Source organism: Pseudomonas gingeri (assembly GCF_013385635.1).
Taxonomy (GTDB): Bacteria; Pseudomonadota; Gammaproteobacteria; order Pseudomonadales; family Pseudomonadaceae; genus Aquipseudomonas; species Aquipseudomonas gingeri_A.
In genome coordinates this window covers 354,800-377,219 of sequence record NZ_JACAPR010000010.1, presented here as the reverse complement: position 1 = coordinate 377,219, position 22,420 = coordinate 354,800, and the positions used below count along the sequence as shown (strand labels likewise).

Sequence of the window (22,420 nt, the reverse complement as noted above, 5' to 3'; positions counted from 1 at the left end):
GTCCAGTTCGCCATTGAGGCGGGCATTGTCCTGCAGCAGGGCGCGATGGTGGCTGGCACGTACAAATATCATGGGGAGGTCCGTAGCTGAGGCTGATGCAGCTTGCCACTCATGATTCGTGCCAGTTGCCGGGGCCTTTAAAATCAAGGCCTGTGAGAGGCCTGGAGTCGTTATGACTCGATGAAAAATGCGGTCATATCGACCATGGGAGTCAGTATGACTACCACGGGCTTGTGGCGTTCTCGAGGTCCTCTTCGCGGGCAAGCCCGCTCCCACGAGTTCCGAGCCGTACGCGGTCCCTCGTTTCAACTCGATCACCGTGGGAGCGGGCTTGCCCGCGAAGGGGCCGGCAGCCTTTAACCCCCATCGGAAACAATCACGTCAACAAAAGTCGCTTCCCATCAAGCCCTGATCCCCACCCGCCCTAGACTCTGCAACATCCGCCGCTTGCCCAGGAGCCCGCCATGCCTTCGCCCCTCGATCACCCGTCGCTGCGCAGCCAACTGGCCTGCGCCTTTCGCTGGGCCGCACGCCTGGGCCTGCACGAGTCCATCGCCAATCACTTCAGCGTGGCCGTCTCCGACGATGGCCGGGACTTCCTGATCAATCCCTATGGCCGGCATTTTTCACGAATCCGTGCCAGTGACCTGCTGCTGGTCAAGGCCGATGAGCCCACCACCCTCGACCGCCCGGATGCCCCGGACATCACCGCCGCGGCCCTGCACGGTGCGCTGCATCGCAACCAGCCCCAGGCGCGCTGCATCCTGCATGTCCACTCGAAATACGCCACGGCCCTGGCCTGCCTGGCGGACTCGCGACTGCCGCCTATCGAGCAGAACTCCATGCGATTTTTCGAGCGGGTGGTGATCGATGAAGGTTTCGATGGCATGGGCCTGGGCGACGAGGCCGAGCGGGTCGGTCGCCTGCTGGGGGACAAGCCGATCCTGCTGATGGGCAATCATGGCCTGCTGGTCGCGGCGCCCAGCGTGGCCCAGGCCTTCGATGACCTGTACTACTTCGAACGGGCCTGTGAGGTGTATATCACGGCCCTGTCGACGGGGCGGCCGCTGCGGATCGCCAGTGACGAGGTGGCACGCAAGACCGCGCGGCAATGGCTCGACTATCCGGGATTCGCCGAGAAGCACTTTGCCGCACTGCTGGGGATCATGCAGGAGGAGGAACCGGAATTTGCCCTGTAGGAGCCGGCTTGCCGGCGATGAGCGGTAGGAGCGGAGCTTGCTTGCAAAGCTTTTAGCGATCTCAAGGACGCCATCGCCGGCAAGCCGGCTCCTACACGGACATTGTGGACAACCTGTCACTCTTCGATTGGCGAGGAACGCGGCTCCCGGCTCAGCGGCTGGCGCATCACCGGCGCACTGAACACCTGGCTGCGATCCTCGCTGGGCGGACAGCCGAAACGTGCCCGATAGGTACGGGAAAAATGTTCCAGGGAGCCGAACCCCGAACAGGCCGCGACCTGGGCCACGCTCATCTGCGTCTGTTGCAACAGGCTGTGGGCCCGTGCCAGGCGCAGGGTCATGTAGTACTTGAGCGGCGACAGGCCGGTGTGCTGCTTGAACTGACGCTCCAGCTGGCGCTGCGACAGCCCCACCTGGCGGGCGATGGCTTCGCAGTCCAGCGGCTCCTCCAGGGCCTGCTCCATCAGCATCACCGCACGCCGCATCTTCGCCCCTTGCAGCCGGGTGCTGGCCAGGCCATCGTCGAGCTGGTTGTCCATGGGCTGGCGTAACCGGCCCATCAGCAGGTGCATGGCGATCTCCCGCGCCAGGTCGCTGTCGACGCTCTGTCCCAGCCAGCCGATCATCATGTCCAGGGTCGAGGTGGCACCGGCACAGGTCAAGCGCTGGCGCTCCAGGGTATAGAGCTGGGGCCGGGCCTTGACCCGCGGGTAGCTTTCCTGGAAGCCCTGCAGGTTGTCCCAGTGCACCGCCGCTTCGTGGCCGTCGAGTACCCCCGCGGCGGCCAGCAGCTCGGTGCCGGTTTCCACGCCCATCAACACCGCGCCGAACAGCGCCTGCTTGCGCAGCCAGCTTTTCAGCGACGGGTTGCGGCTGTGTTTATGCACATCGAAACTGGCGATCACCAGACAGACATCGAAACCCTGCTCCGCCTCGGGACAGCCGCTGACCGCCGTGCTCAGGCCATTGCTGGCCGGCACCGGCTGACCATCGAGGGACAGCAGCGTCCACTGGAACAGCGTGCGCTGGCTCAACCAGTTGGCAATCGCCAGGGGCTCGATAACGGCCGCCAGTCCCAGTTGGGAAAAGGCCGGCAGCAGCAGCACGGCGATATGCCGTGGCGGCGCCTCGACCGCCGGCCGGGGCTGGTCGTCAGCCGCGTCGCGTGACGTGTGGTTCATCAGTGAACTCCTTCCACCCAACCGGCTGGCTCAACGCTGTTGGCTCTGCCAGTGCGGATGCACCCATACCGGCACCGACATCGCCGGCAACGGCTGTTGTCCGCGAATCATATCGCTGGCCTTCTCGGCAATCATCACCGTCGGCGCATTGGTATTGCCGCTGACGATCGTCGGCATGATCGAGGCGTCCACCACCCGCAGCCCTTCCACGCCATGGACACGCAACTGCGGATCGACCACCGCCTCAGGGTCGCCGGCAGGACCCATCTTGCAGGTACCGCTGGCATGGTAACCGGTTTCCGTGACCCGTCGGGCCCAGGCGTCGAGCGCTTCATCGCTCTGGACGTCCGGCCCGGGCACCAGCTCCTCGCCGACAAACGCCGCCATCGCCGGTTGCCCGAGGATTTCCCGCACCAGTCGCGCACCGGCACGCATGTCGGCACGGTCCTGCCCGGTGCTCAGGTAGTTGAAAACAATTTTCGGCGGCTGGCGCGGATCACGGCTCTTGAGGGTGACACTGCCCAGGCTGCTGGGGCGCATCAGATCGATATGCACCTGGAAGGCATGAGCGGGCACCAGGTCCACCGTGCCCGGCTGCACTGCCAGCGGCATGAAGGTCAGTTGCAGGTCGGGGTGCTCGACTCCGGCCCGCGAACGGATAAAGGCTCCGGCCTCGAAGTGGTTGCTGGCGGCGAGGCCGTCATGGCGGATGAACCAGCGTGCACCGATCCACCACTTGCCCGGTGCGGTGGTCCACGGATACAGCGATACGGGCTTCTTGCACAGGTACTGCACCACTGCATCCGGATGATCGTTGAGACGTTTGCCCACGCCGGGCAGGTCGTACTGGACCGTCAGGCCCAGGTCACGCAACTCCGCGGCCGGTCCGATGCCCGACAACAGCAGCAACTGCGGCGAACTGATCGCCCCGGCGGTCAACAGTACCTCACGCCGGGCCCGGGCCTGCCAGACATGGCCGTTCTGCTCATACTCGATGCCACTGGCCCGCTGGCCCTTGAACAGGATGCGCAACGCCAGGGCTCCGGTCGCCACCTGCACATTGCCGCGTTGCAGGGCTTCGCGCAGATAACCGCGGGCGGTGCTCCAGCGCTTGCCGTGGCGAGTCGTGCGGTCCACCGGACCGAAACCTTCCTGGCGATAGCCGTTCAGGTCGTTGCTCGGCGCATAACCGGCCTGCTCTCCGGCTTCGACAAACGCGGCACACAGAGGTGTACTGATATCCCCCGGCGTGACATGCAGATGACCTTGCGCGCCGCGATAACTGTCCGGTCCGTCGGCATGGTTCTGCGCGCGGATAAAATACGGCAGGACTTCCTGGTAACTCCAGCCGCCGCAACCTTGCTCCGCCCAGTTGTCGTAATCCCGGGCATGCCCGCGGATATACACCATGCCGTTGATCGACGAGGACCCGCCGAGGGTTCGCCCACGGGGCGTACCGATCCGGCGGCCGTCGAGCCACGGCTCGGGTTCAGAACTGAAGCCCCAGTTGTAGCGCGTACCGCCGACAACCACGCCCACGGCGGATGGCATGTCGATGGTCCAGCTGTTGTCAGCCGGCCCCGCTTCCAGCAGCAGTATCCTTGCCGCCGGGTCTTCCCCCAGGCGATTGGCCAGGACACAGCCAGCGGAACCGGCACCGACAATCAGGTAATCGAATTCGTGCTCGGACATGACCGGGCGTGCTCCATCAGAAGGTCTGGGGCGACCAGCGACGCTGATCGCGACAAGCGGATTCAGCGGTCGGCAGTACCGTGGATACCCTGGAACACCAGGCGGTGGAAGTGATGCACCAGGTGCTCGCTTTCATTGCTGCGCTGCGCATCGATCATGTAGCGGCCCTGGTCATAGCCCAGCGAACGCAGGCCCTTCTGCACCGAGATATTCAGCGCGATATCTTCCGGTCCCAGGTCCTCGTTCATCCACTTCATGCAAGCGCTGCTGACCTCGGCGGTACGGGCATTGGAGGAGTAGTAGCCGAAGCGCAGCAGCGAGCGCTCGGCATCCAGCGGGATCATCATGAAGGAGCCGAGGAACTCGGAAAACGGAAAGGTATAGAAGGTGTTGTTCGGCCACATGCCGATATTGAAGAAGCATTCCTCGGGGTTCAGGTCGCTGCGCAGCTTCACCCCATAGGCTTCGGTCGCCGAGAGGTTGGCCGGGGCCGCGTAGGTCCACCAGTTATCCCGCTTGGTCAGCTCGTAGCCCTTGAAGTCGATCAGTTTTGCCAGGTCGATATGACAGGGGCCGGAGAGCTTGAAGTGATAGCCCTCGATGGAGTTGTCCATGATCACCTTCCAGTTGGCCGGTACGATCACGTCCTGTTCGTCGATCAGTTGCATCTGCTCCAGATCAGGGAAGACCCGGCGCATTTCTTCGTCGGCACCGGGGAACAGTTCGCGCAGGGACGGCGCCTGGGGATCGAGGTTGAAGTAGATGAAGCCACCCATTTCCTCGGTCCGCACCTGGGGAATATTGAACTGCTGCAACTCGAAGTTCTTCATCCGCTCGCAACGCGGTGCACCGCGCAGGCTGCCATCCATTTCATAACACCAGGAGTGATAGGCGCAGCGCACCACCCCGCCAGTGGTGCCGCGCCGCTCCTCCAGCAGGCGGTTGCCGCGATGCTGGCAGACGTTATGGAAGGCGTGGACCCGCCCTTCACGGTTGCAGGCCACCACGATGCTCTGGTCGAACAAGTCGCAGACCACGTACTGCCCGGGCTGGGCGAACTCGCTCTTGTGCCCGGCGACGTGCCAGGCGTGCATGAAAATATTGTCGCGCTCGGCCTGGAACAGTCCTTCATCGAAGAAATAACGCGACGGCAGGGTGAAGGCTTCTTCGGGATTCTGCTGATCCCAACCTTCGACCACGGATTGTTGTTTCTGGATATGAATAGGTTGCATGGACGTGCTCCTCGACCAGGATTGAGCGCTCGGTTCGACTGCCGGCGTTGGAACCTAATCTAGAGCGCCATCCCTGGCCGGGATTGATGGAAAACGACCCGTTGGGCAGGAAAAACATCAATCGCCCTTGACCACAATCCTCTGGCAGGTGCCGCTGCATAAAGCCGCAAAGCTGCAGGAAAAGTCCTGCAAATGAGCTGTCAGGCCTCGGCTAGGGTGAAGAGCAGACATATTTTTCCCCTTTATCTCCATACGTAAGTAGCGTACAAATAATGAATGCTTTGTTTATCGAACTGCCGCCCTTCGAACGCCATCGCAGAGACTACCTGGGCGACGGGGCGTTCCGCTGTCTCCAGCTCGCCTTGTTGCGCAACCCCGAAGCGGGCGAGGTAATCCAGGGCACTGGCGGGCTGCGCAAGGTTCGTTGCGTTGACCTGCAACGACACAAAGGCAAGCGAGGTGGTATCCGGGTGATCTACTACAGGTGGCCGCAAGGTTCCCAGTTCTGGCTGTTCACCCTGTACGACAAAGACGAGCAGGACGATTTGAGTACTCAGCAGAAGAACACCCTGAAACAACTGCTGAACAGAGAGATAGAGGCGAGAAACCATCATGAAACGTGACATTTTTGCAGAACTGGTCGAGGGCTTCGATGCCCTGGCCGATCAGCGCCAGGGCAAAGTCACCCTGCGCACCCACAAGGTCCAACTGAGCAAGCTGCAACCAATCAGCGCCGATGAGCTGGTAGCAATCCGCACCCAACTGAAGCTGTCACGGGCGGTGTTCGCCATGTACCTACGCACCAATACCAGGACCCTGGAAAACTGGGAGCAGGGTCGCGCCCGGCCCAACGCCCAGGCCACCACACTGATCCGGTTGGTCGAGAAATACCCCGAAACCGTCGAGCACCTCGCCTCCCTGGGCTGAGGCGACGTGAGCGTTTCCAGTCGGGAATCACTTTCCCGCTACCCTTTTGCACATAACTGCTGTTCCCCTCGGGGCCTTAATCGCCATCCGCGGGCTTCGTATAGTGAGCGCTCAGTGCCCCATAACCAGAACGTCGAGAGGCCCGAGCATGAACCGTCCACAGCCGATGATCACCCGCACCGAACTGTCCGCCTGCGAGCAGGACGCCGAGTACTTCGAATACAGCAAGGCCGCCAACCCGATCAGCGCCGGGCTGATTCCGCGCATCCCCTACCAGAACTTTCCCGCCTCGCTCTACGACAGCGGCCCATCGCGGCTCGTGCCCCTGGACCTTAGCGAAGCCCTGGGTTGCGAAGGCCCGGCCACCGGCCCCGGGCTATGCGCGAACTTTATCCGGCTGAATGCCGGTGACGCGCTGACACTGCAGCCCAACGCCACCTCCCAGGTGCTCTATGTGATCGAGGGGCATGGCAGCCTGGCCCAGGGCGAGAGCCGGTTCGACTGGTACAAGGGCTGCTTTGTCGCCCTGCCCGGCCGCCAGGCGGTGGAGCTGGCCGCCAGCGCGGACAGCCGCTGCTACTACGTACATGACGAACCGCTGCTGCGTTACCTCGGCGTCAGCAGCCGGCAGGACCGCTTCAGCGCCACCCTGTACCCGGCACAGATCGCCAATGCCAAGCTGCGCGAAGCCGCCGACGACCCGCGCGCCCAGGACCGCAGTCGAATCAGCATCCTGCTGGGCAACCGGCACTTTCCCCAGACCCGCACCGTCACCCATGTGCTCTGGGCGATGTACGGCATCCTGCCGCCGGGCTCGGTGCAGAAGCCCCATCGCCACCAGTCGATCGCCCTCGACTTCATCATCGACTGCCCGCCCGGTTGCTACAGCCTGGTGGGCACCGACGTCGACGAACAGGGACAGATCCGCAACCCGACCCGGGTCGATTGGGCTCCCGGGCTGGCGTTCGTCACGCCACCGGGTTACTGGCATGCCCACTACAACGAGTCGGATCGCGAAGCCTTCCTGATTCCGATCCAGGACGCCGGCCTGCAGACCTACCTGCGTTCCCTGGATATCCGTTTCAGTTGAGTCGTCTCAACGCTGCCAGTAAGGCGGAGTGCCGATACGTTCGAGCATGAAGTCGATGAAACTGCGCACCTTCGACGAGACGGTGCGCTTGGGCGGATAGACAAACCACAGTGACGAGGCGATCTGCGTGGCCTGGGCCTGCCAGTCGGGCAGCCAGTGCACCAGTTCGCCTTGCCTGAGCAAATCATTCACCAGCCAGTCCGGCAACAAGGCCATGCCCAGGCCCTGGCGCACCGCCTGCAACTGCGCATCCAGATCATTGATGCGCAGATGGCCGTTGATTGCCACGCGCTCGGCCTGGGCTCCCGGCGCCTGCAACGGTACGAAAAATACCTCGTCAGGCAGATTGCCGTTCAATAACGCGCCACACTCCGCCAGTTCCCGTGGCGATCGGGGTGGCGGATGTTGCCGGGCATAGCCGGGGCTGACGCACAGCAGCGTGTGTTCAGCCGCCAGCTTGCGTGCCTTGAGCGACGAGTCCGGCAACACACCGACCCGCAACGCCAGGTCGACACCGGCACTGATCAGGTTGACGTGACTGTCTTCCAGGGTCAGTTCCAGGCGAATTTCCGCAAAGCGCCGGGCAAAGTCGCCGAGCAGCGGCAACACATGGTGACGGGCGAAGGCCGGTGGCAGGTTGAGCTTGAGCAGGCCCCGCGGTTGCTGATTGAGCGCCGAGGTCGCGGCCCGGGCCTGATCCAGTTCGGCCAGTACCCGCAATGCGTGGTGCAGGAAGGTCTCACCGCCCTCGGTCAGGCGCAGGGTGCGCGTCGAACGATTGAACAGGGCGATTCCCAGGTCCTGTTCCAGGTCCTTGATGTAACGCGATACGGTCGAAGCCTTGATCGAGAGCTTCTCGGCCGCCCGGGAAAAATTGTTGGCCTGGGCGGCTTCGACAAAGGCCGTCAACGCGGCGAAATAGTCCATGGGGATATCCACTCGTGGGCGGCTCGGTGTTTGAGCCGCGGGAACTACCGAGTAGATACCGCTATCTGGCGCCTTTGGGCAAGCCCGTCCGCGAAATCGAAGCGATCCGCCAGAAACGGCGTGATATCCAGCGGCAACGGTTGCTGGTGGACCAGGCGTTCGAGCATGACCCCGGTGATCGCCGACGTGAGGATGCCGGTACGGAAATGCCCGCAGGCATTCAGCGCCATCAGCGTCCGCGCGCCTTCGCCACCAACGATCCGGGTGTTGCACCGTACATCGACACGATCGGCGCAGGTGGCGAATTCGCCGTGGAGTTTTTCCAGGGTCGCGCTGTAGCGAGCGCCCAGATAGCCGAGGTCGACCCCACTGCGCAGCGGCCCGCGATAGACCACGCCGCCAAGCCGCGAGGCCTCTTCGAACAGCACGCTGGAAACCCCGTGGCGGGCCAGCTCAACGGCCGCGGCCATGCCTGCCGGGCCACCGCCGACGATCACTGGAGGCAGGCTCATAGCACCTCCAGCACGGCAAACCGGCTGACGCCGGTCTCGATGCGCATGCCCGGTCGGACCAGGGTCTGGCAGGCCCGACGCTTGAGCCGGCCGTCGATCGACACCAGGCAACTCTGGCACACGCCCATGCCGCAAAAAGCGCCCGCCAGCTGTCCGTGATCGTTGCGCGAAACCTGTCGCAGGCCGACCGACTGGAGCACCGAGAGCACTGTCTCGCCCTCGGCCGCCGCGACGCTCCGGCCATTCAGATGGAGAGTCATATCCGCCCGTACCAGGGGCTGGATATCGTATTTTCGATCCAGGTCGTGCATGGTCCGTATCATCCGTGATTGACATAATCGACCATCACGATAAGGAGTCTGTCCGAGCAAAACCTTGATCCAGGCCAGTAAAGCCATGAAAAGCCGGACCGTGTATCAGCTCGCCACCGACAGGCCGTGTCCATGGGCATCGGCTAACGGTTTGAGCGGATTGGGACTAGTCTTCAGGCGCGCCTGACCCACTCGCGCCTGCCGACCGATGGAGCACGCCATGCTGGTGATAAGAAACGCTCAATGGACCGCTATCGAATCGTCGCTCCATCGCGCCTTCGAGACCCGGGCAATCGCGGAGTTACGCGCGTCCCGTGCACGCGAACTGCAAGAGCTCGACGACGATGCCTTGCACACACACGTGCGCAACGGGATCCGTGTTGCATTGGAGCATGGTATTTCGGATGAAGCGTTCGTCCTGATCCTTCTCGAACTGATGGTCGATTTTGGCTGGGACTTTCAGAGCTCCACGCAAACCCTATGGGCAATGGACATTCTTTCGCAGGGCGAACTCACGGAAGACGAAAAAATCGCCGAGCTGCTGCACCACCGGCTATCCCTCATGCTGGAGAAGCAGCATGCGCTCGGTTGACCCCAACAATATCAATAAGACGGCCTTCGACAGGGCATCGCACACCGTCTTCATCAAGACTCGCGGACGAACGCATACTCCCGACACAGAGGAGTTGCGTGAACTCTGGTTTGATCGTTATGAGGAAGAAGGCGGAAAAGTCATTATCGTCAAGAAACAGGAGAAGCCCCTGCCCCCCATGATGGTGTCATGCGAGGCCAGCAAGCCACCACCAAAGCCCAAGGTCATCCCTCCCCTCACAATCAAGATCATTGAACTGACGTTCCTCTCGGACCATAGGTTACTCAAGGACAATACGACTGACTGGAAAAACACCGGTGCCTTATATACCAAGCCGGATTGGACTCCGGGCAAATCCAATGTCATCAGCCACAGCATCAACACGAAACTCCGCGTCCGGATTGTGATAGAGGCAGAGGGCGAGGCGCCGGATAACGGTAGCATCGAAGGGACTATCGGATCCTTTCGATTTTCCTCCGCCCCCGCCACCCTCAACATCGGCAAGAACACGCTGGACCTGACCTCGGACTCCGAACCGGCGGAAATCGGTGTCGGAATGTTCAAGGTTGCCTGGACGGCCACTACTAGCCGTGGAGCGAAGATGTCGATAGGCAACACAAAAAATCACATTCTTCTGACCTTTTCGACCCCACGTTTACGCCCATCCGAGCCGGATGATGGGGTTACGTCCTACCGCATGAAAAACTCGATCGATGCGATCAAGAAGATCGGACTGAGCGAGCCCCACAAGATTGTCGAGACACTGATGGGCTATTTCCCGACCTATACACTTGAAAAGAACGCGCATGTTCCGGACGAGCTCGGCCATCCGTATTACACACATCCGGAAATCGGCGCCTGGGCACTTGGCAACTATAAAAAATACACGGCCGAATGCCAGGCCATCTGCCGGTTCGTGCGTGGCATCCTCGAGCAGGTCGGATGTCCCGGTACGGTCGAACCTATCGTGGTGTGGGCCGATCCGCTGGACAAGACGGTGAAAGAAGCAGAGTACGGCACCTCGAGAAGCGGCCTGCGCTTCGTGACCAAGACGGTTCAGATCGAAACGGAAGTGGACGAGGAGTACGAGGTTCCACCCACCGGACTGTTTGGTTCGGTCTTCGGTAGTCCGACCAAAAAAATCAGGAAGAAAAAAATAAAGGTGCCGGAAACCTGGAGCGCATTTCTGACCACCAGCGCTGCGACGGTCGGGGAGGATGCAACTGACAGCGGCCTGAACCTGTACGAAGCCTGCCTGAAATTCACCCACGAAGGGGTCGTCAGATACTACGGGGGTGGAGCGGGAGTATTCAAGACGAAAGAGAAGGTCGTGGCAGCCTTCCATTCGCTGATCTGGGTTCACAGGAAAGCACAGGATCCGGACGACAGACTCAGCCCGATGATCCCGATCTGCAAGGAGATATGCCATAGCTGGCGCTAACAGGGCGTGGTCGCGAGCGGACGCAGAGCGTCCAGAGAGGCGTTCCCACGCAGAGCGTGGGAACGATCTCATAGCCTAGCGCCGGCGCTTCATCAGCCAATAGGCCGCCGGCAACACCAGCATCGACAACAAGGGGGCGGTGATCATCCCGCCGACCATCGGCGCGGCAATCCGCTTCATCACTTCGGAGCCGGTGCCGCTGCCCCAGAGAATCGGCAGCAGGCCGGCGATGATCACCGCCACGGTCATCACCTTGGGCCGCACCCGCAGCACCGCCCCCTCGCGAATCGATTCGAGCAGGCCGGCGTCGTCATCCCGCCCTTCCTCCAAGCGCGTGGCCCAGGCGTTCTTCAGGTACAGCAACATGATCACCCCGAACTCCGCCGACACCCCGGCCAGGGCAATAAAGCCCACGCCGGTGGCCACCGACTGGTTGAACCCCAGCAGATAGAGCAACCACACCCCGCCCGACAGGGCGAACGGCAACGTCACCATGATCAGCCCCGCCTCGCTGAAACGTCCGAAGGTCAGGTACAGCAGCACGAAGATGATCAGCAAGGTCGCCGGCACCACCCACATCAACCGCGCATTGGCCCGCTCCAGGAACTCGTACTGACCGGAATAGGACACCGTCATCCCCGGCTTGAGCTGCACCTGCTGCGCCACTTGCTGTTGCAGGTCACGGGCGGTGGAGGCCAGGTCGCGACCACGGACATCGACATAGACCCAGCCGGACAAACGTCCGTTCTCGCTGCGCAGCATCGGCGGCCCGGCGCTCACGCCGATGTCGGCCACCGCTCCGAGGGTGATCTGCTGGCCGCTGGCGGTCAGTATCGGCAGTTGCTTGAGGGCCTGGGGACTGTCGCGCCATTCCCGTGGGTAACGCAGGCTGATGGGGTAACGCGCCACGCCTTCGACCGTCTCGCCGACCGTGCTGCCACCCACCGCGCCGGAGACCACCGCCTGCACATCGGCGATGCTCAAGCCGTAGCGCGCCGCCGCCAGGCGATTGATCTGGATATCGAGATAGCTGCCGCCGGTCAGGCGTTCGGCCAGGGCCGAGGTCACGCCAGGCACCTGCTTGGCGACACCCTCGATCTGGTGAGCGATCTCGTCGATATCGGCCAGGGAGATACCGGCCACCTTGACCCCGATCGGGCTCTTGATTCCGGTAGCGAGCATGTCGATACGGTTGCGAATCGGCGGCACCCAGAGGTTTGACAATCCCGGGACCTTGACCGCCTGATCCAGGGCCTCGATCAGTTTTTCCGGGGTCATGCCCGGTCGCCACTGGTCACGGGGCTTGAACTTGATGGTGGTCTCGAACATCTCCACCGGTGCCGGATCGGTGGCGGTTTCCGCTCGCCCGGACTTGCCGAACACATGTTCGACTTCCGGCACGCTGCGAATCATCCGGTTGGTCTGCTGCAACAGCTGCGCAGCCTTGCTGATCGGCAATCCGGGCAACGCCGACGGCATGTAGAGCAGGTCGCCTTCGTCCAGCGCCGGAATGAATTCGCCGCCCAGCTGGCTCAACGGCCAGAAGCTGGAGAGGAAGATCACGGTCGCCAGCGCCAGTGTCAGTTTCGGCCATTTCAGCACCGCCTCCAGCACCGGCCGATAAGCCGCGATCAGCCAGCGATTGAGCGGGTTCTGCTGCTCGGTGGGAATATGCCCGCGAATCCAGTAGCCCATCAGTACCGGCACCAGCGTCACCGACAAGCCCGCAGCCGCGGCCATCGAATAGGACTTGGTAAACGCCAGCGGGCCGAACAGCCGTCCTTCCTGGGCTTGCAAGGTGAACACCGGCAGGAACGACAAGGTGATGATCAACAGGCTGAAGAACAGCGCCGGGCCGACTTCCGCCGCCGCCTCGCCGATCACCCGCCAGTGGTTTTCCCCCTGCAGCTTCTGGCCGGGATGTCGCACCTGCCAGGCCTCGATATGTTTATGGGCGTTCTCGATCATCACCACGGCGGCATCGACCATGGCACCGATGGCAATCGCGATGCCGCCGAGGGACATGATATTGGCGTTGACCCCTTCGATGCGCATGACGATAAACGCCATCAGCACCCCCAGCGGCAAGGTGATGATCGCCACCAGCGAGGAGCGCAGGTGCCAGAGGAACACCAGGCACACCAGCGCCACCACGCCGAACTCTTCCAGCAACTTGAAACTAAGATTGTGGATCGCCCGGTCGATCAGTTGCGAGCGATCGTAGGTGGTGACCAGTTCGACACCCGCCGGCAGGCTGGAACGCAGGTCGTCGAGGCGCGCCTTGACCGCTTCGAGGGTCTCGTGGGCGTTCTTGCCCGAACGCAGGACGATGACCCCGCCGACCGCCTCGCCTTCACCATCGAGTTCGGCTACGCCCCGGCGCATTTCCGGACCGAGCTGGATCGTCGCGACCTGCCCGAGCAGCGTCGGCACCCCCGTCGCCGAGGTCTTCAGCGGGATATTGCGGAAATCATCCAGGGTCTTCAGGTAGCCGGTGGCGCGCACCATGTATTCACGTTCCGCCAGCTCCAGTACCGAGCCGCCGGCTTCCTGGTTGGCATTGCCCAGGGCCTCGCTGACCTGTTGCTGGGTGATCCCGTAGGCCACCATTTTCTGTGGGTCGAGCAGCACCTGGTACTCCTTGACCATGCCACCGACGGTGGCGACTTCCGCCACGTTGGGCACGGTCTTGAGCTCGTACTTGAGGAACCAGTCCTGAATCCCGCGCAACTGTGCCAGGTCATGCTGGCCGCTGCGGTCCACCAGGGCATACTGGTAGACCCAGCCGACGCCGGTGGCGTCCGGCCCGAGGGCGCTGGTCACGCCCTTGGGCAGGCGCCCCTGTGCCTGGTTCAGGTACTCCAGTACCCGCGAGCGCGCCCAGTACAGGTCGGTGCCATCGTCGAAAATCACGTAGACGAAGGAGTCGCCAAAAAACGAATAGCCACGTACGGTCTTCGCTCCCGGCACCGACAGCATGGTGCTGGCCAGCGGATAGGTGACCTGGTTCTCGACGATCTGCGGTGCCTGCCCGGGAAAGCTGGTGCGGATGATCACCTGGGTATCGGAAAGGTCCGGCAGCGCATCCAGCGGGGTATTACGCACCGACCAGATACCCCACGCCACGATGAACAGGGTCGCCAGCAGCACCAGGAAGCGGTTGCCGATGGACCAGTGGATCAGGCGCTTGATCATTTCATGCCCTCCATCGCGTTCATCGATGGCGTGGCGGGCGTCGCCTCCTGCGGCTCGGTAAGACCTTGCAGGCTGGCTTCGGAATCCAGCAGGAACTGGCCGGAAGTCACCACCTTTTGTCCTTCGGTCAGGCCATCGAGGACTTCGATACGCCCTGCCGACTCGCGCCCGATGCGCACTTCAACCGGCTTGTAGCGCCCCTTGTCCCCGGCCAGCATCACCAGGTTGCGCTTGCCGGTACGAATCAGCGCTTCGCTGGGGATCAACAGGCTCGGTTGCGGCTCGGCGGCGTCGAAACGCACCGAGGCAAACATTCCGGGACGCAGGTTGCCGTCGGCATTGGGCAACTGACTGCGCACTGTCAGAGTACGACTCTGCCCATCGACCCCTGGCAGGATCGCAAGCACCTTGCCCTGTACCCCGCGGCCGGGATACGCCGACAGTGCCACCGCGACCTTGGCCCCCACCGTCACCGAAGAAGCCAGGGCTTCCGGCACCGAGGTGTCGAGCCAGACGCTGGACAGGCCATTGATGCGTGCCAGGCTCATCCCCGCGGGGACAGTCATCCCGGCACGCACCTCAAGGCTTTGCAGTTCACCGGCAATCGGCATGGACAGCGTCAGCACGGGACGGACCTTGCGGGTTTTCGTCACCTGGGCGATCACCTCATCAGGCATGCCCAGCAGGCGCAGGCGCTCACGGGTGGCCTGGATCAGCCGGCTGTCACCCGTGGCGAGCACCGCGACGAATTCCAGTTGCGCGGCGGACCACTCCGGGATCAGCAGGTCCACCAGTGGCGCGCCGGCGGGCAGCACATCGCCAGGCGCGCGGTCATAGACCCGCTCGACAAAACCAGCCGCGCGGGCTTGCAGGTTGACCACGTCGCGCTGGTTGTAGGCCAGCGAGCCGACCGCCTCCAGGCCACCGGGCAACGACTCGCGAACCACCGCAGCGGTGCGCATGCCGAGGTTCTGCGCCAGTTGCGACGACACGCTGATGGACGTGTTGTCTTCAGCGGCATTGACATACTTGGGCACCAGTTGCATGTCCATGAACGGTGACTTGCCAGGGGCATCGAAATGCTGGGTCGGGTACATCGGGTCGAACCAGTACAACGCCGGGCGTTCCTTCTTGCCGGCATCGGCGGCGGACATCGCGGTCCCGCCGTGGCCGAGCCAGTAGCCGCCGGCAACACCCAGTCCCGCCAGGGCGAGGGTCAGTACGGAATAAGCGAGCGTCTTCATTTGAGGCCCTCCACATAGGCGAAATAGAGGCTGGCGGACAGTTGGCCGAGTTGGGCCTGCTGACTGATCTCGCGCAGGTGGGCTTCGATCAGTTCGCGGCGCGCGCTGATCACGGCGTTCAATGGACTTTTCCCGGCCTTGTAGGCCGCCAGTTCCAGGTCGCTGCGCCGGCTGGCCAGCGGGATCGACGATTGCTGCGAGCGTTCGACGGCTTTCTTCAAACGGTCGAGTTCGGCCTGGCCGCTTTCCAGTTCGGCCCGATGTTCACGCAGCATCACTTCCTGCTCGGCTTCGCGTTGCTCCAGTGCGTGTTGCCTGGAGTTGATCCGCGGTCCCTGACGGGAGCCGACGAACAGCGGCAGGTCGAAGGTGAACTGCAACGACGCCATGTCACCGCCGAACTGGCGGTCACGATGGCCATACACCAGTTCGACGCCCCAGTCGGGTTTCTTCTCGGCAATGGCTTCGGCCAGTTCGGCGTTGGCCTCGCCGACCCGGGCGGTGGCGGCTTGCAGGTCCGGATGACGACCCAGGGCGTGTTGGGTATGGGGCAGGATCGGTGCCCAGGTCGGCGGCCCGTCCTGCAGCGGTTGATCGGCGTCGGCACCGATCCAGCGGCGCAATTTCGCCCGGGCGGTGGCGATGTTCTGCACCAGTTCGTCACGACGATCCGCCAGATTCAGCGCTTCCTGGTCAGCCTGCAGCAGATCCCCGGGGGCCGCGCCACCGGCGATACGCGAGGCCGTGGTGTTGCGCAGCAGGGCGACCTGATGGTCCAGCTGGTCGAACAGGCTCACGCTGCGTTCGGCGTAATAGACGCCGAGCCAGGCCAATGCGGTTTGCCGCTTGACCTCCAGCAGCGCCGCGCGTTGCTCGGCCTCGGCGACGTCGACGGAAGCCAGGGCGAGGTTCTTGCGGGCCAGGCGCTTGTCGCTGTTGGGTACCTCCTGGCGCAACCCGATCTGTCGTTCGGTCATCGAGTCACCGTTGAACGAATAGCGACCGGAGCCCTGGATCGGCAGGTCCTGGATGCCCACCATCAGCTTGGGATCAGGCAGCGCATCGGCGGGTCCGACGGAAGATTGCGCCGACTGGACCTGTGCCATGCGGGCAAGGTTCTCCGGCGCGGTATGTTCAGCGAGTTGCTGTGCCCGTTCGAAACTCAGGGGCTCGGCCTGGACGGCCAGCCACGGGCTCGCGCCCAGGACAACAGCGATCACACCGGCCAGCAGGCGGTGTGAAGGAATGAAAGCGAACATGCGTTCGTCTCCAATGCAGATGATCGAGGTGTCCGCCATCAAAGGCGCACACACAGGCCACGCTGCCCTTTACAGAGAGCGTGAAATGCACATCAGGGCATCAGACGTAACGCGGAGGGCGCCACAGATCAGCCGGCTCGGACTGGAGCACGGTGGGTGTTTGCAGGGTGAGCGGCAACGGTGGCAGCGAAGAGAAGGTGCCGATGTTCAGGATCTGCACCAGGCCGCCGATCTTGCACTCCTCCCCCGACTTGCATGGCGACTTGGAGACGGTGCCGTGTTCCATGTCATTGCAGCAGGGGGCATGGCTCATTGCCGAGCCGTCATGACTCATCAACGGCATCGGACAGGGTTCGGCAAAAGACGCGGCCGCCGCCACGCTGCCGAAGATCGGCAACATCAGGCTGAGCAGCAGGGTCAGGATCAGTCGAAACCTGGACATCGAAAACGCCAACTAAAAAGGAGGGTTGCGGTAAAAGATACGCTACTTGAACGCTCGCCGGTTAAGCGAATATTAATTCGCTCTACCTGTGACAAACGGGCTTGCCCGTGTTATTCCGCAACCGCCTGCAACATCCACCCGCCTTCGCGCTCTTCGATCAGGCCGCAAGCCAGCAACAGCGGACGCAGGCGAATGTGCAATTCGGGTTTGACGAACTCATACACTGCGCAAAGGTCCAGCAGACCGGGAACCTCCAGGTCGGTCTTGAAGAACGACAGCCAGGCCTTCTTCAGCACCAGTAGCACTTCGCTCGGAGTGGTCCTGGCGAACTGGCGGTTGACCACCTTGCCCAGTTCGAAGCTGTGCTGGAAGGCATAACCGCTTTCGACACCGGCCGCATCCACGCAGCGTATGCACCGGCACGCCCCATCGGCAAACGCCTGGAGCAGGAAAGCATTGAAGTCCGTCACGGGTTTGAGGGAGAGCCGCTTGTCTACCTGGAACAAATCGTCCTGCTGTGCCATTTCGGTCATCGTGCCCTTCCTTAACAATAGAGTGCGCTTGCCCGCAAACGTCTGGAGTCGCGGGTAAAAAGTCGCGAAGTTAATACGTCGACTTTCGGAAGTCAAAGCAACCCGCGTTTCGCCTGACACCCGGCGCTCAATCCTCCAGTTCGGAAGCCGTCGGCATGACCTGCTCGACGGATTGCCTGGACAATGCCAGGGTGCAGAACATCTCACGGTCCATACGGGCGCCTTCGACCATCAACCGGGAAATGAATGGCTTGTCCAGGCGTTTGAAGATCATATGGGAGTTGCGTACACGGATTCTTGTCGTGCCGAAATCCCGCGCCCCCGCGGCGTCATAGGCAAGCTTTGCATACCCCATCAAACGAGCGGCGGCGGCGAGCCGGTTTTCCAGCGCCGCCAACCAGACAAAAAGATCGGTATACAGACCGAACCACTCCCAGCCCAGGCGCCTGGATTCGGCGACGAAATCCGCCAGCACCTTGCGCGCCTCGCGCATTTTCCCCAGCGAGAGCAAAGCCATCGCCATCGTGGCCAAGGCATGTGGCAGGACGATGTTTCGATGGATACCCCGTTGGCTGCACAATGCCTGACTGCGCTGCAAGGCACGCTCATACTCGCCCTTGGCCAGGTTGAGCTTGGCCTGGGCATTGAGTGCCAGTCGCTCAATGCTCTCCAGTCCCGCCGACAGCGCCAACAGGTGCAAGGATTCCAGGGCGAAACAGGCTTCTTCGGGTTGCTCGCACCGCTGATACAGGCTGACTTCCGCCATCAACCGCTCGGCCCGCAGCCGGGGCGACCAGTCGGCAGACTCGATTTCGATGATTTCCTCAAGAATGCAAGATGCCTCGCCGGAGGGCAGGAACGCACAGTCCATGGCTCTACACAACGCCAGGAAAACCCCACGCGGATCATCCAGCGAGCGATAGAACGCCAGTGCCCGGGGAGCAAAATCAGTCGAACGGCGTGTGCCATTCCCCGCATGCAGCCGACTGAACTCCAACCAGTATCTGGCCAGCAGTGTCTCCAGTTCGAAAGGAGAAACCTCCAGCACCAGGGTCCGATCCAGTGCCAGGGTGACGGACTCAAGCGCAAGAAAACGCTGGCGACCTTCGCTGACCAGCCCTTGCTGGAAAAACAGCGGGCCGGATACACCGAGCAACTTCAGGGCCAGCTCCGGCTGGTGCTCCAGACTCCAGTCCAAGGCCGCCCGGACGTTGTCGGTGTCCGCCGCATAGTCCTGCAGCCAATACTTGTCCCCGCAGTCCCAGTAAGCCTCATATGCCCGGGTCATCAGCTCAGTGCAGCTCAACGCATGCCGATGACGCAAAAACTCTGTTTCACCCGCCTGGTGCAACCTGGCCCTGGCGTACTCGACCACATACTCGCAAAGTTGGTAACGCCGGACCGGACCGTCCTGTACCTCCACCAGCGATCGATCCACCAGGGCATCCAGGGCATCTATCGCGGTCCATTTATCCAACGCGATCTCACCGCATACCGCCGTCGCCAATTCCAGGGTGAAGCCCGCGACAAACACCACACAGCGACGCAACAAGGTCTGTTCCAGGGTAGAGAGCAGGCTATAGCTCCAGTCGAGCCCCGCACCGAAGGTCTGCTGGCGACTGCCGCCACCGCCTCGGCTGAGGCCGTTCAACATCCCCAGCCGCTCACCCAACCGCGACGCCACGCCTCGCACCCCGAGCAACGGCAACCTGGCGGCGGCCAACTTGATCGGCAAGGCCATGCCATTGAGCTGCCGACACACGGAAATCACCGCGGCGACATTCTCGGGAGTGACCCTGAAGGTACGATCGACCGCCTGTGCCTGGTCGGCGAACAAACTCACCGCCCCATACTGCATGGCCTCGTTGGCCGACACATCGATGCCGGGCACCGACAGGCCTCCGAGCCGGAAGACCCGCTCGCTTTCGACCTTGATCGCGGCCTGGCTGGTCACCAGCAGTCGAATTCCAGGCGCCCTCTTGCCAATGACTCCCGCGAGCCTGGCGATGGCCTCCAGCAGGTGTTCGGCGCCATCGAAGACCAGCAAAGCCCCGAGGGGGGCCAGCGCCAGAAGCAACTCGTCCAGCGGCTCATCGGTGCGGATCGGCAGCATCACGGCGCGCGCGATCGCCTGCACCAACTGCTCGGGATCGGTGACACCGGAGAGCTCGACCCAGATGGCGGGTTTCAATTGGTGCGCCGCCGCCAGCGCCAATGCGCTCTTGCCTATCCCCGCCGCCCCGACGATAGACACCAGCGGGTAAGCCTGAACGAGTTCCAGCAGATCGACCAGCTCTCGATCCCGCCCCATGAGTCTGCGCGGCGCCGCGGGCAGCCCTGGCCCAAACGCATCGACAGCCCCGGCAGAGGGTAAAGACCCTTCCTCCAGCACCATCGCAAAGCGGTAGCCCTGGCCGGTCACGGTGACCACGGCCTGTACTCCCAATACCTTGCGTAATGTCGAGACCTGCACCTGCAGGTTGTTTTCCTCGACGAACAGGTTCGGCCACACCAGCTCAAGCAGCTCGCCTTTGGTCACCATGCGTTCGCGGCGCTCGATCAAGGCCAGTAATACATCAAAAGCACGAGCACCCAAGACTATGGGGCTGCCATCGACATACAACCTCCGCTCGGCCGGGCGAACTTCAAATCGTCCAAATCGGTAGTCGTGCGTCATTTTCTTCCCTGTAAACAACCTGCTCGTGCCCCTGTACATTCGAACCCGGGCGAACATTGATCTTCAGAAAATTTCAGCCCGGTTTCAGCTCGATTTCAGGATGCTTAAGGACTTAAGAACCCGCTTGCGCCGAAAGTCACCTCCGTCAGCCGGTCCGGCCGCCAGGGAACCTCTCACGAGCTGGCACCGGGCTGACACAGAGAAATTGCCAACCCGGTTTTCACATGTGTTGGAACCGGAAACCGACACGTTGCACAGGCCACCCAACCCCATTCGGGCGAAGGCCAAACCCACACCCAGGAGCTGTTCATGACTATTACCTTGCTCAACCAGACCCAGTTCGATGCCCAGTACGTCGTCAAGAAAGGTCAGCAGATCATTTCCAACCTGCCGGCCATCCAACCGAACGCCATGCAAACCGTTCCAGTGGGCGACACCTACCAGATCACCGCCACCACCCTGATCGAAGGCAACACCTACACCTCCGCACCACTGGACGTGTCAGGCAGCATGGGCTTCCTGGCGCAAGTCCTGCAGGTCAAGGCTCAGGGCACCTATGAGTTCGATGTGGTTGAATTCCCAAGCAACGTCTCCAACCAGCTGAGCTTCCAGAAAACCTGCATCAACCCGGTAACCTTCACCATCCTCAAAGATGGCAAGCCGCTGCAGAACATCGTGGTGAACGACAGCGGTCAGAACCAGACCCTGGACATCAGCAATACGTTCTACATCTACGCCGTGATCAACGGTGTCACCACCGAGACGCTGGTGACTTCCAGCCCTAAAGCCACCGTCACCGCCATCACCAACGGTTCGATCCTTGAGCGCGACTATTACTCGCTGACCATCACCGGCTAAGCAGGCACCAGAAGCAGCCATAATGGCACATCGCCCTTATGGCTGCCTTGCCCCCAGGATAATTCCCGTGAATCTACACGCTCGGACGTCCGCTCTCAGGGTTCTCAATCGCAGTCTTTGTGCCGTGCAGCTCAGGTTCTACCAGGAAAATTGCCTGATCTGGGACGCCTGGCTCAGTGCCGGTGCCGGCCTGTCGATTCCCGACCCCGAGGGCAGTGGCATCGATATCCGAGCCTATTTCACCGATGAAAACACTTGCGTGACCCATATGGCCCCCGCGCGTCCGCCGGCAAAACCGGGACGTCTGGTCGCCAAGATGCAAGCCCGGGGGGACAGCTACCAGTTCAGTCTCGACGACGAAGCGGCGAGCACCGCCGAAGGTATCGAGCTGTACAACCAGTGTGCGGGCAATGTGCGGTTTGAAGTGCGCTTCCTGCGCAGTCCTTTCGCCAGGACATTCGAGCTGCCGAGCACTCGTAGCACTCTGCTGGCCGCAACGGGCATGGAAGTCGCGGCACTCGTCAACGGTGTCACCACGGCCCGTGTACCGATCAACCAGTGGTACAGCGATCTTCTGATCGATACCCGGACACACCAGGGCAATACCAGCCCCACCATCAACCTGATAGTCCGCAGGCATCGCCGATGATGCCCAGCACCTACGCCTTCTGACAGGAATGAACTATATGGCCGACCCGACAAAACTGACACTCACCGCCGACACCACGGATGCCCAGGTGACCTACCTGATAGCCGACGACAAGGATCAATTGACCATGCTGACGCTACCACCCGGTGGCCAGGCGACTCACCCGACCGAACCGGACAGTAGCGGATGGCGCGCGTACGCCATCGTCACGTCGAACAAAACCAAGGTCAGCATCCTGACACCCGGACTGAGCCCGACCTCCGCCAACGCAACGCTTTTGTGCTCGGCAGTGGCGGACGAGGCCACGTACAGGCTGACACAGGTTACCCAAGGCGACGATGCCAAGGCCGGCGACGCCAATCCGCCTCAGGACAACTGACCGCCTCAAAAGGACAGCCCACCCCGGCCAGCGGTTTCATGCGCGGCGCCAGACGCCCTCCATGCCTTCGGAGTCAGGAC

Annotated in this window: 20 protein-coding genes and 2 pseudogenes; 9 read left to right on the top strand and 13 right to left on the bottom strand. The window is 62.2% G+C overall.

The window, feature by feature from the left end:
• The first annotated feature begins 464 nt into the window (after window positions 1-464).
• A complete protein-coding gene (locus HX851_RS12140; protein ID WP_177056382.1) occupies window positions 465-1,199 on the top strand; it encodes a class II aldolase and adducin N-terminal domain-containing protein in 735 nt (244 codons plus the stop codon).
• A gap of 116 nt (window positions 1,200-1,315) precedes the next feature.
• Here HX851_RS12140 and HX851_RS12135 read toward each other — a convergent pair whose 3' ends face one another.
• The 3 genes from HX851_RS12135 to HX851_RS12125 form a co-directional block, all read right to left on the bottom strand.
• Window positions 1,316-2,380: a GlxA family transcriptional regulator gene (locus HX851_RS12135; protein WP_177056383.1), complete on the bottom strand. Its 1,065-nt coding sequence runs from the start codon at window positions 2,378-2,380 to the stop codon at window positions 1,316-1,318.
• Window positions 2,381-2,410: 30 nt separating this feature from the next.
• Window positions 2,411-4,072: a choline dehydrogenase gene (locus HX851_RS12130; RefSeq protein WP_177065518.1), complete on the bottom strand. Its 1,662-nt coding sequence runs from the start codon at window positions 4,070-4,072 to the stop codon at window positions 2,411-2,413.
• Window positions 4,073-4,134: 62 nt separating this feature from the next.
• The gene (locus HX851_RS12125) at window positions 4,135-5,304 is read right to left on the bottom strand and encodes an aromatic ring-hydroxylating oxygenase subunit alpha (protein WP_177065517.1); all 1,170 of its coding nucleotides are present in this window, start codon (window positions 5,302-5,304) and stop codon (window positions 4,135-4,137) included.
• Between the two features lie 272 nt (window positions 5,305-5,576).
• Between HX851_RS12125 and HX851_RS12120 the strand changes: the two genes are divergently transcribed.
• From HX851_RS12120 to HX851_RS12110, 3 genes are all read left to right on the top strand, one after another.
• Complete coding sequence (locus HX851_RS12120; RefSeq protein WP_177056386.1) at window positions 5,577-5,927, top strand: toxin; 351 nt, start codon at window positions 5,577-5,579, stop codon at window positions 5,925-5,927.
• Window positions 5,917-6,231: a helix-turn-helix domain-containing protein gene (locus tag HX851_RS12115; protein WP_177056387.1), complete on the top strand. Its 315-nt coding sequence runs from the start codon at window positions 5,917-5,919 to the stop codon at window positions 6,229-6,231. The genes HX851_RS12120 and HX851_RS12115 overlap by 11 nt, the downstream gene beginning before the upstream one ends.
• Before the next feature lie 148 nt (window positions 6,232-6,379).
• Complete coding sequence (locus HX851_RS12110) at window positions 6,380-7,321, top strand: cupin domain-containing protein (protein ID WP_177065516.1); 942 nt, start codon at window positions 6,380-6,382, stop codon at window positions 7,319-7,321.
• Window positions 7,322-7,327: 6 nt separating this feature from the next.
• Here HX851_RS12110 and HX851_RS12105 read toward each other — a convergent pair whose 3' ends face one another.
• From HX851_RS12105 to hcnA, 4 genes and pseudogenes are all read right to left on the bottom strand, one after another.
• Entirely contained in the window at window positions 7,328-8,248 is a 921-nt protein-coding gene (locus tag HX851_RS12105) for a LysR family transcriptional regulator (RefSeq protein WP_177065515.1), read from the bottom strand.
• A gap of 44 nt (window positions 8,249-8,292) precedes the next feature.
• Window positions 8,293-8,472, bottom strand: a pseudogene (locus HX851_RS12100) (hydrogen cyanide synthase); the annotation flags it as partial.
• Window positions 8,464-8,760: pseudogene (locus HX851_RS12095) on the bottom strand (NAD(P)-binding protein); the annotation flags it as partial. The pseudogenes HX851_RS12095 and HX851_RS12100, both read right to left, overlap by 9 nt.
• Window positions 8,757-9,071 carry a cyanide-forming glycine dehydrogenase subunit HcnA gene (gene hcnA / locus HX851_RS12090; protein ID WP_177056390.1) on the bottom strand — a complete coding sequence of 105 codons (315 nt, stop codon included), beginning with the start codon at window positions 9,069-9,071 and terminating at the stop codon, window positions 8,757-8,759. The pseudogene HX851_RS12095 and the gene hcnA, both read right to left, overlap by 4 nt.
• Before the next feature lie 220 nt (window positions 9,072-9,291).
• Between hcnA and HX851_RS12085 the strand changes: the two genes are divergently transcribed.
• Window positions 9,292-9,663 (top strand): hypothetical protein, encoded by a 372-nt coding sequence (locus HX851_RS12085; RefSeq protein WP_177065514.1) that lies wholly within the window; start codon window positions 9,292-9,294, stop codon window positions 9,661-9,663.
• Complete coding sequence (locus HX851_RS12080; RefSeq protein WP_177056392.1) at window positions 9,650-11,104, top strand: hypothetical protein; 1,455 nt, start codon at window positions 9,650-9,652, stop codon at window positions 11,102-11,104. Before HX851_RS12085 ends, HX851_RS12080 begins: the two co-directional genes overlap by 14 nt.
• A 75-nt stretch (window positions 11,105-11,179) precedes the next feature.
• Here HX851_RS12080 and HX851_RS12075 read toward each other — a convergent pair whose 3' ends face one another.
• The 6 genes from HX851_RS12075 to HX851_RS12050 form a co-directional block, all read right to left on the bottom strand.
• Window positions 11,180-14,299: an efflux RND transporter permease subunit gene (locus tag HX851_RS12075; protein ID WP_177056393.1), complete on the bottom strand. Its 3,120-nt coding sequence runs from the start codon at window positions 14,297-14,299 to the stop codon at window positions 11,180-11,182.
• On the bottom strand, window positions 14,296-15,543 hold the full coding sequence (locus HX851_RS12070) for an efflux RND transporter periplasmic adaptor subunit (protein WP_177065513.1): 1,248 nt from the start codon (window positions 15,541-15,543) through the stop codon (window positions 14,296-14,298). The genes HX851_RS12075 and HX851_RS12070 overlap by 4 nt, the downstream gene beginning before the upstream one ends.
• The gene (locus HX851_RS12065) at window positions 15,540-16,802 is read right to left on the bottom strand and encodes a TolC family protein (protein ID WP_177065512.1); all 1,263 of its coding nucleotides are present in this window, start codon (window positions 16,800-16,802) and stop codon (window positions 15,540-15,542) included. Before HX851_RS12065 ends, HX851_RS12070 begins: the two co-directional genes overlap by 4 nt.
• A 100-nt stretch (window positions 16,803-16,902) precedes the next feature.
• Window positions 16,903-17,244: a hypothetical protein gene (locus HX851_RS12060; protein WP_177056396.1), complete on the bottom strand. Its 342-nt coding sequence runs from the start codon at window positions 17,242-17,244 to the stop codon at window positions 16,903-16,905.
• Between the two features lie 110 nt (window positions 17,245-17,354).
• Window positions 17,355-17,777, bottom strand: a complete 423-nt coding sequence (locus HX851_RS12055) for a hypothetical protein (protein WP_177065511.1) — start codon at window positions 17,775-17,777, stop codon at window positions 17,355-17,357.
• 127 nt (window positions 17,778-17,904) lie between these two features.
• Complete coding sequence (locus tag HX851_RS12050) at window positions 17,905-20,373, bottom strand: ATP-binding protein (protein WP_177065510.1); 2,469 nt, start codon at window positions 20,371-20,373, stop codon at window positions 17,905-17,907.
• A gap of 390 nt (window positions 20,374-20,763) precedes the next feature.
• On the opposite strand from HX851_RS12050, the gene HX851_RS12045 reads away from it, so the two are divergent.
• The 3 genes from HX851_RS12045 to HX851_RS12035 all read left to right on the top strand — a co-directional run bounded on the left by HX851_RS12045 (window position 20,764) and on the right by HX851_RS12035 (window position 22,340).
• Window positions 20,764-21,312, top strand: a complete 549-nt coding sequence (locus HX851_RS12045) for a hypothetical protein (RefSeq protein ID WP_177056399.1) — start codon at window positions 20,764-20,766, stop codon at window positions 21,310-21,312.
• A gap of 67 nt (window positions 21,313-21,379) precedes the next feature.
• Complete coding sequence (locus HX851_RS12040) at window positions 21,380-21,961, top strand: hypothetical protein (protein ID WP_177056400.1); 582 nt, start codon at window positions 21,380-21,382, stop codon at window positions 21,959-21,961.
• Window positions 21,962-21,998: 37 nt separating this feature from the next.
• Window positions 21,999-22,340 (top strand): hypothetical protein, encoded by a 342-nt coding sequence (locus HX851_RS12035; protein ID WP_177056401.1) that lies wholly within the window; start codon window positions 21,999-22,001, stop codon window positions 22,338-22,340.
• Window positions 22,341-22,420: the final 80 nt, after the last annotated feature.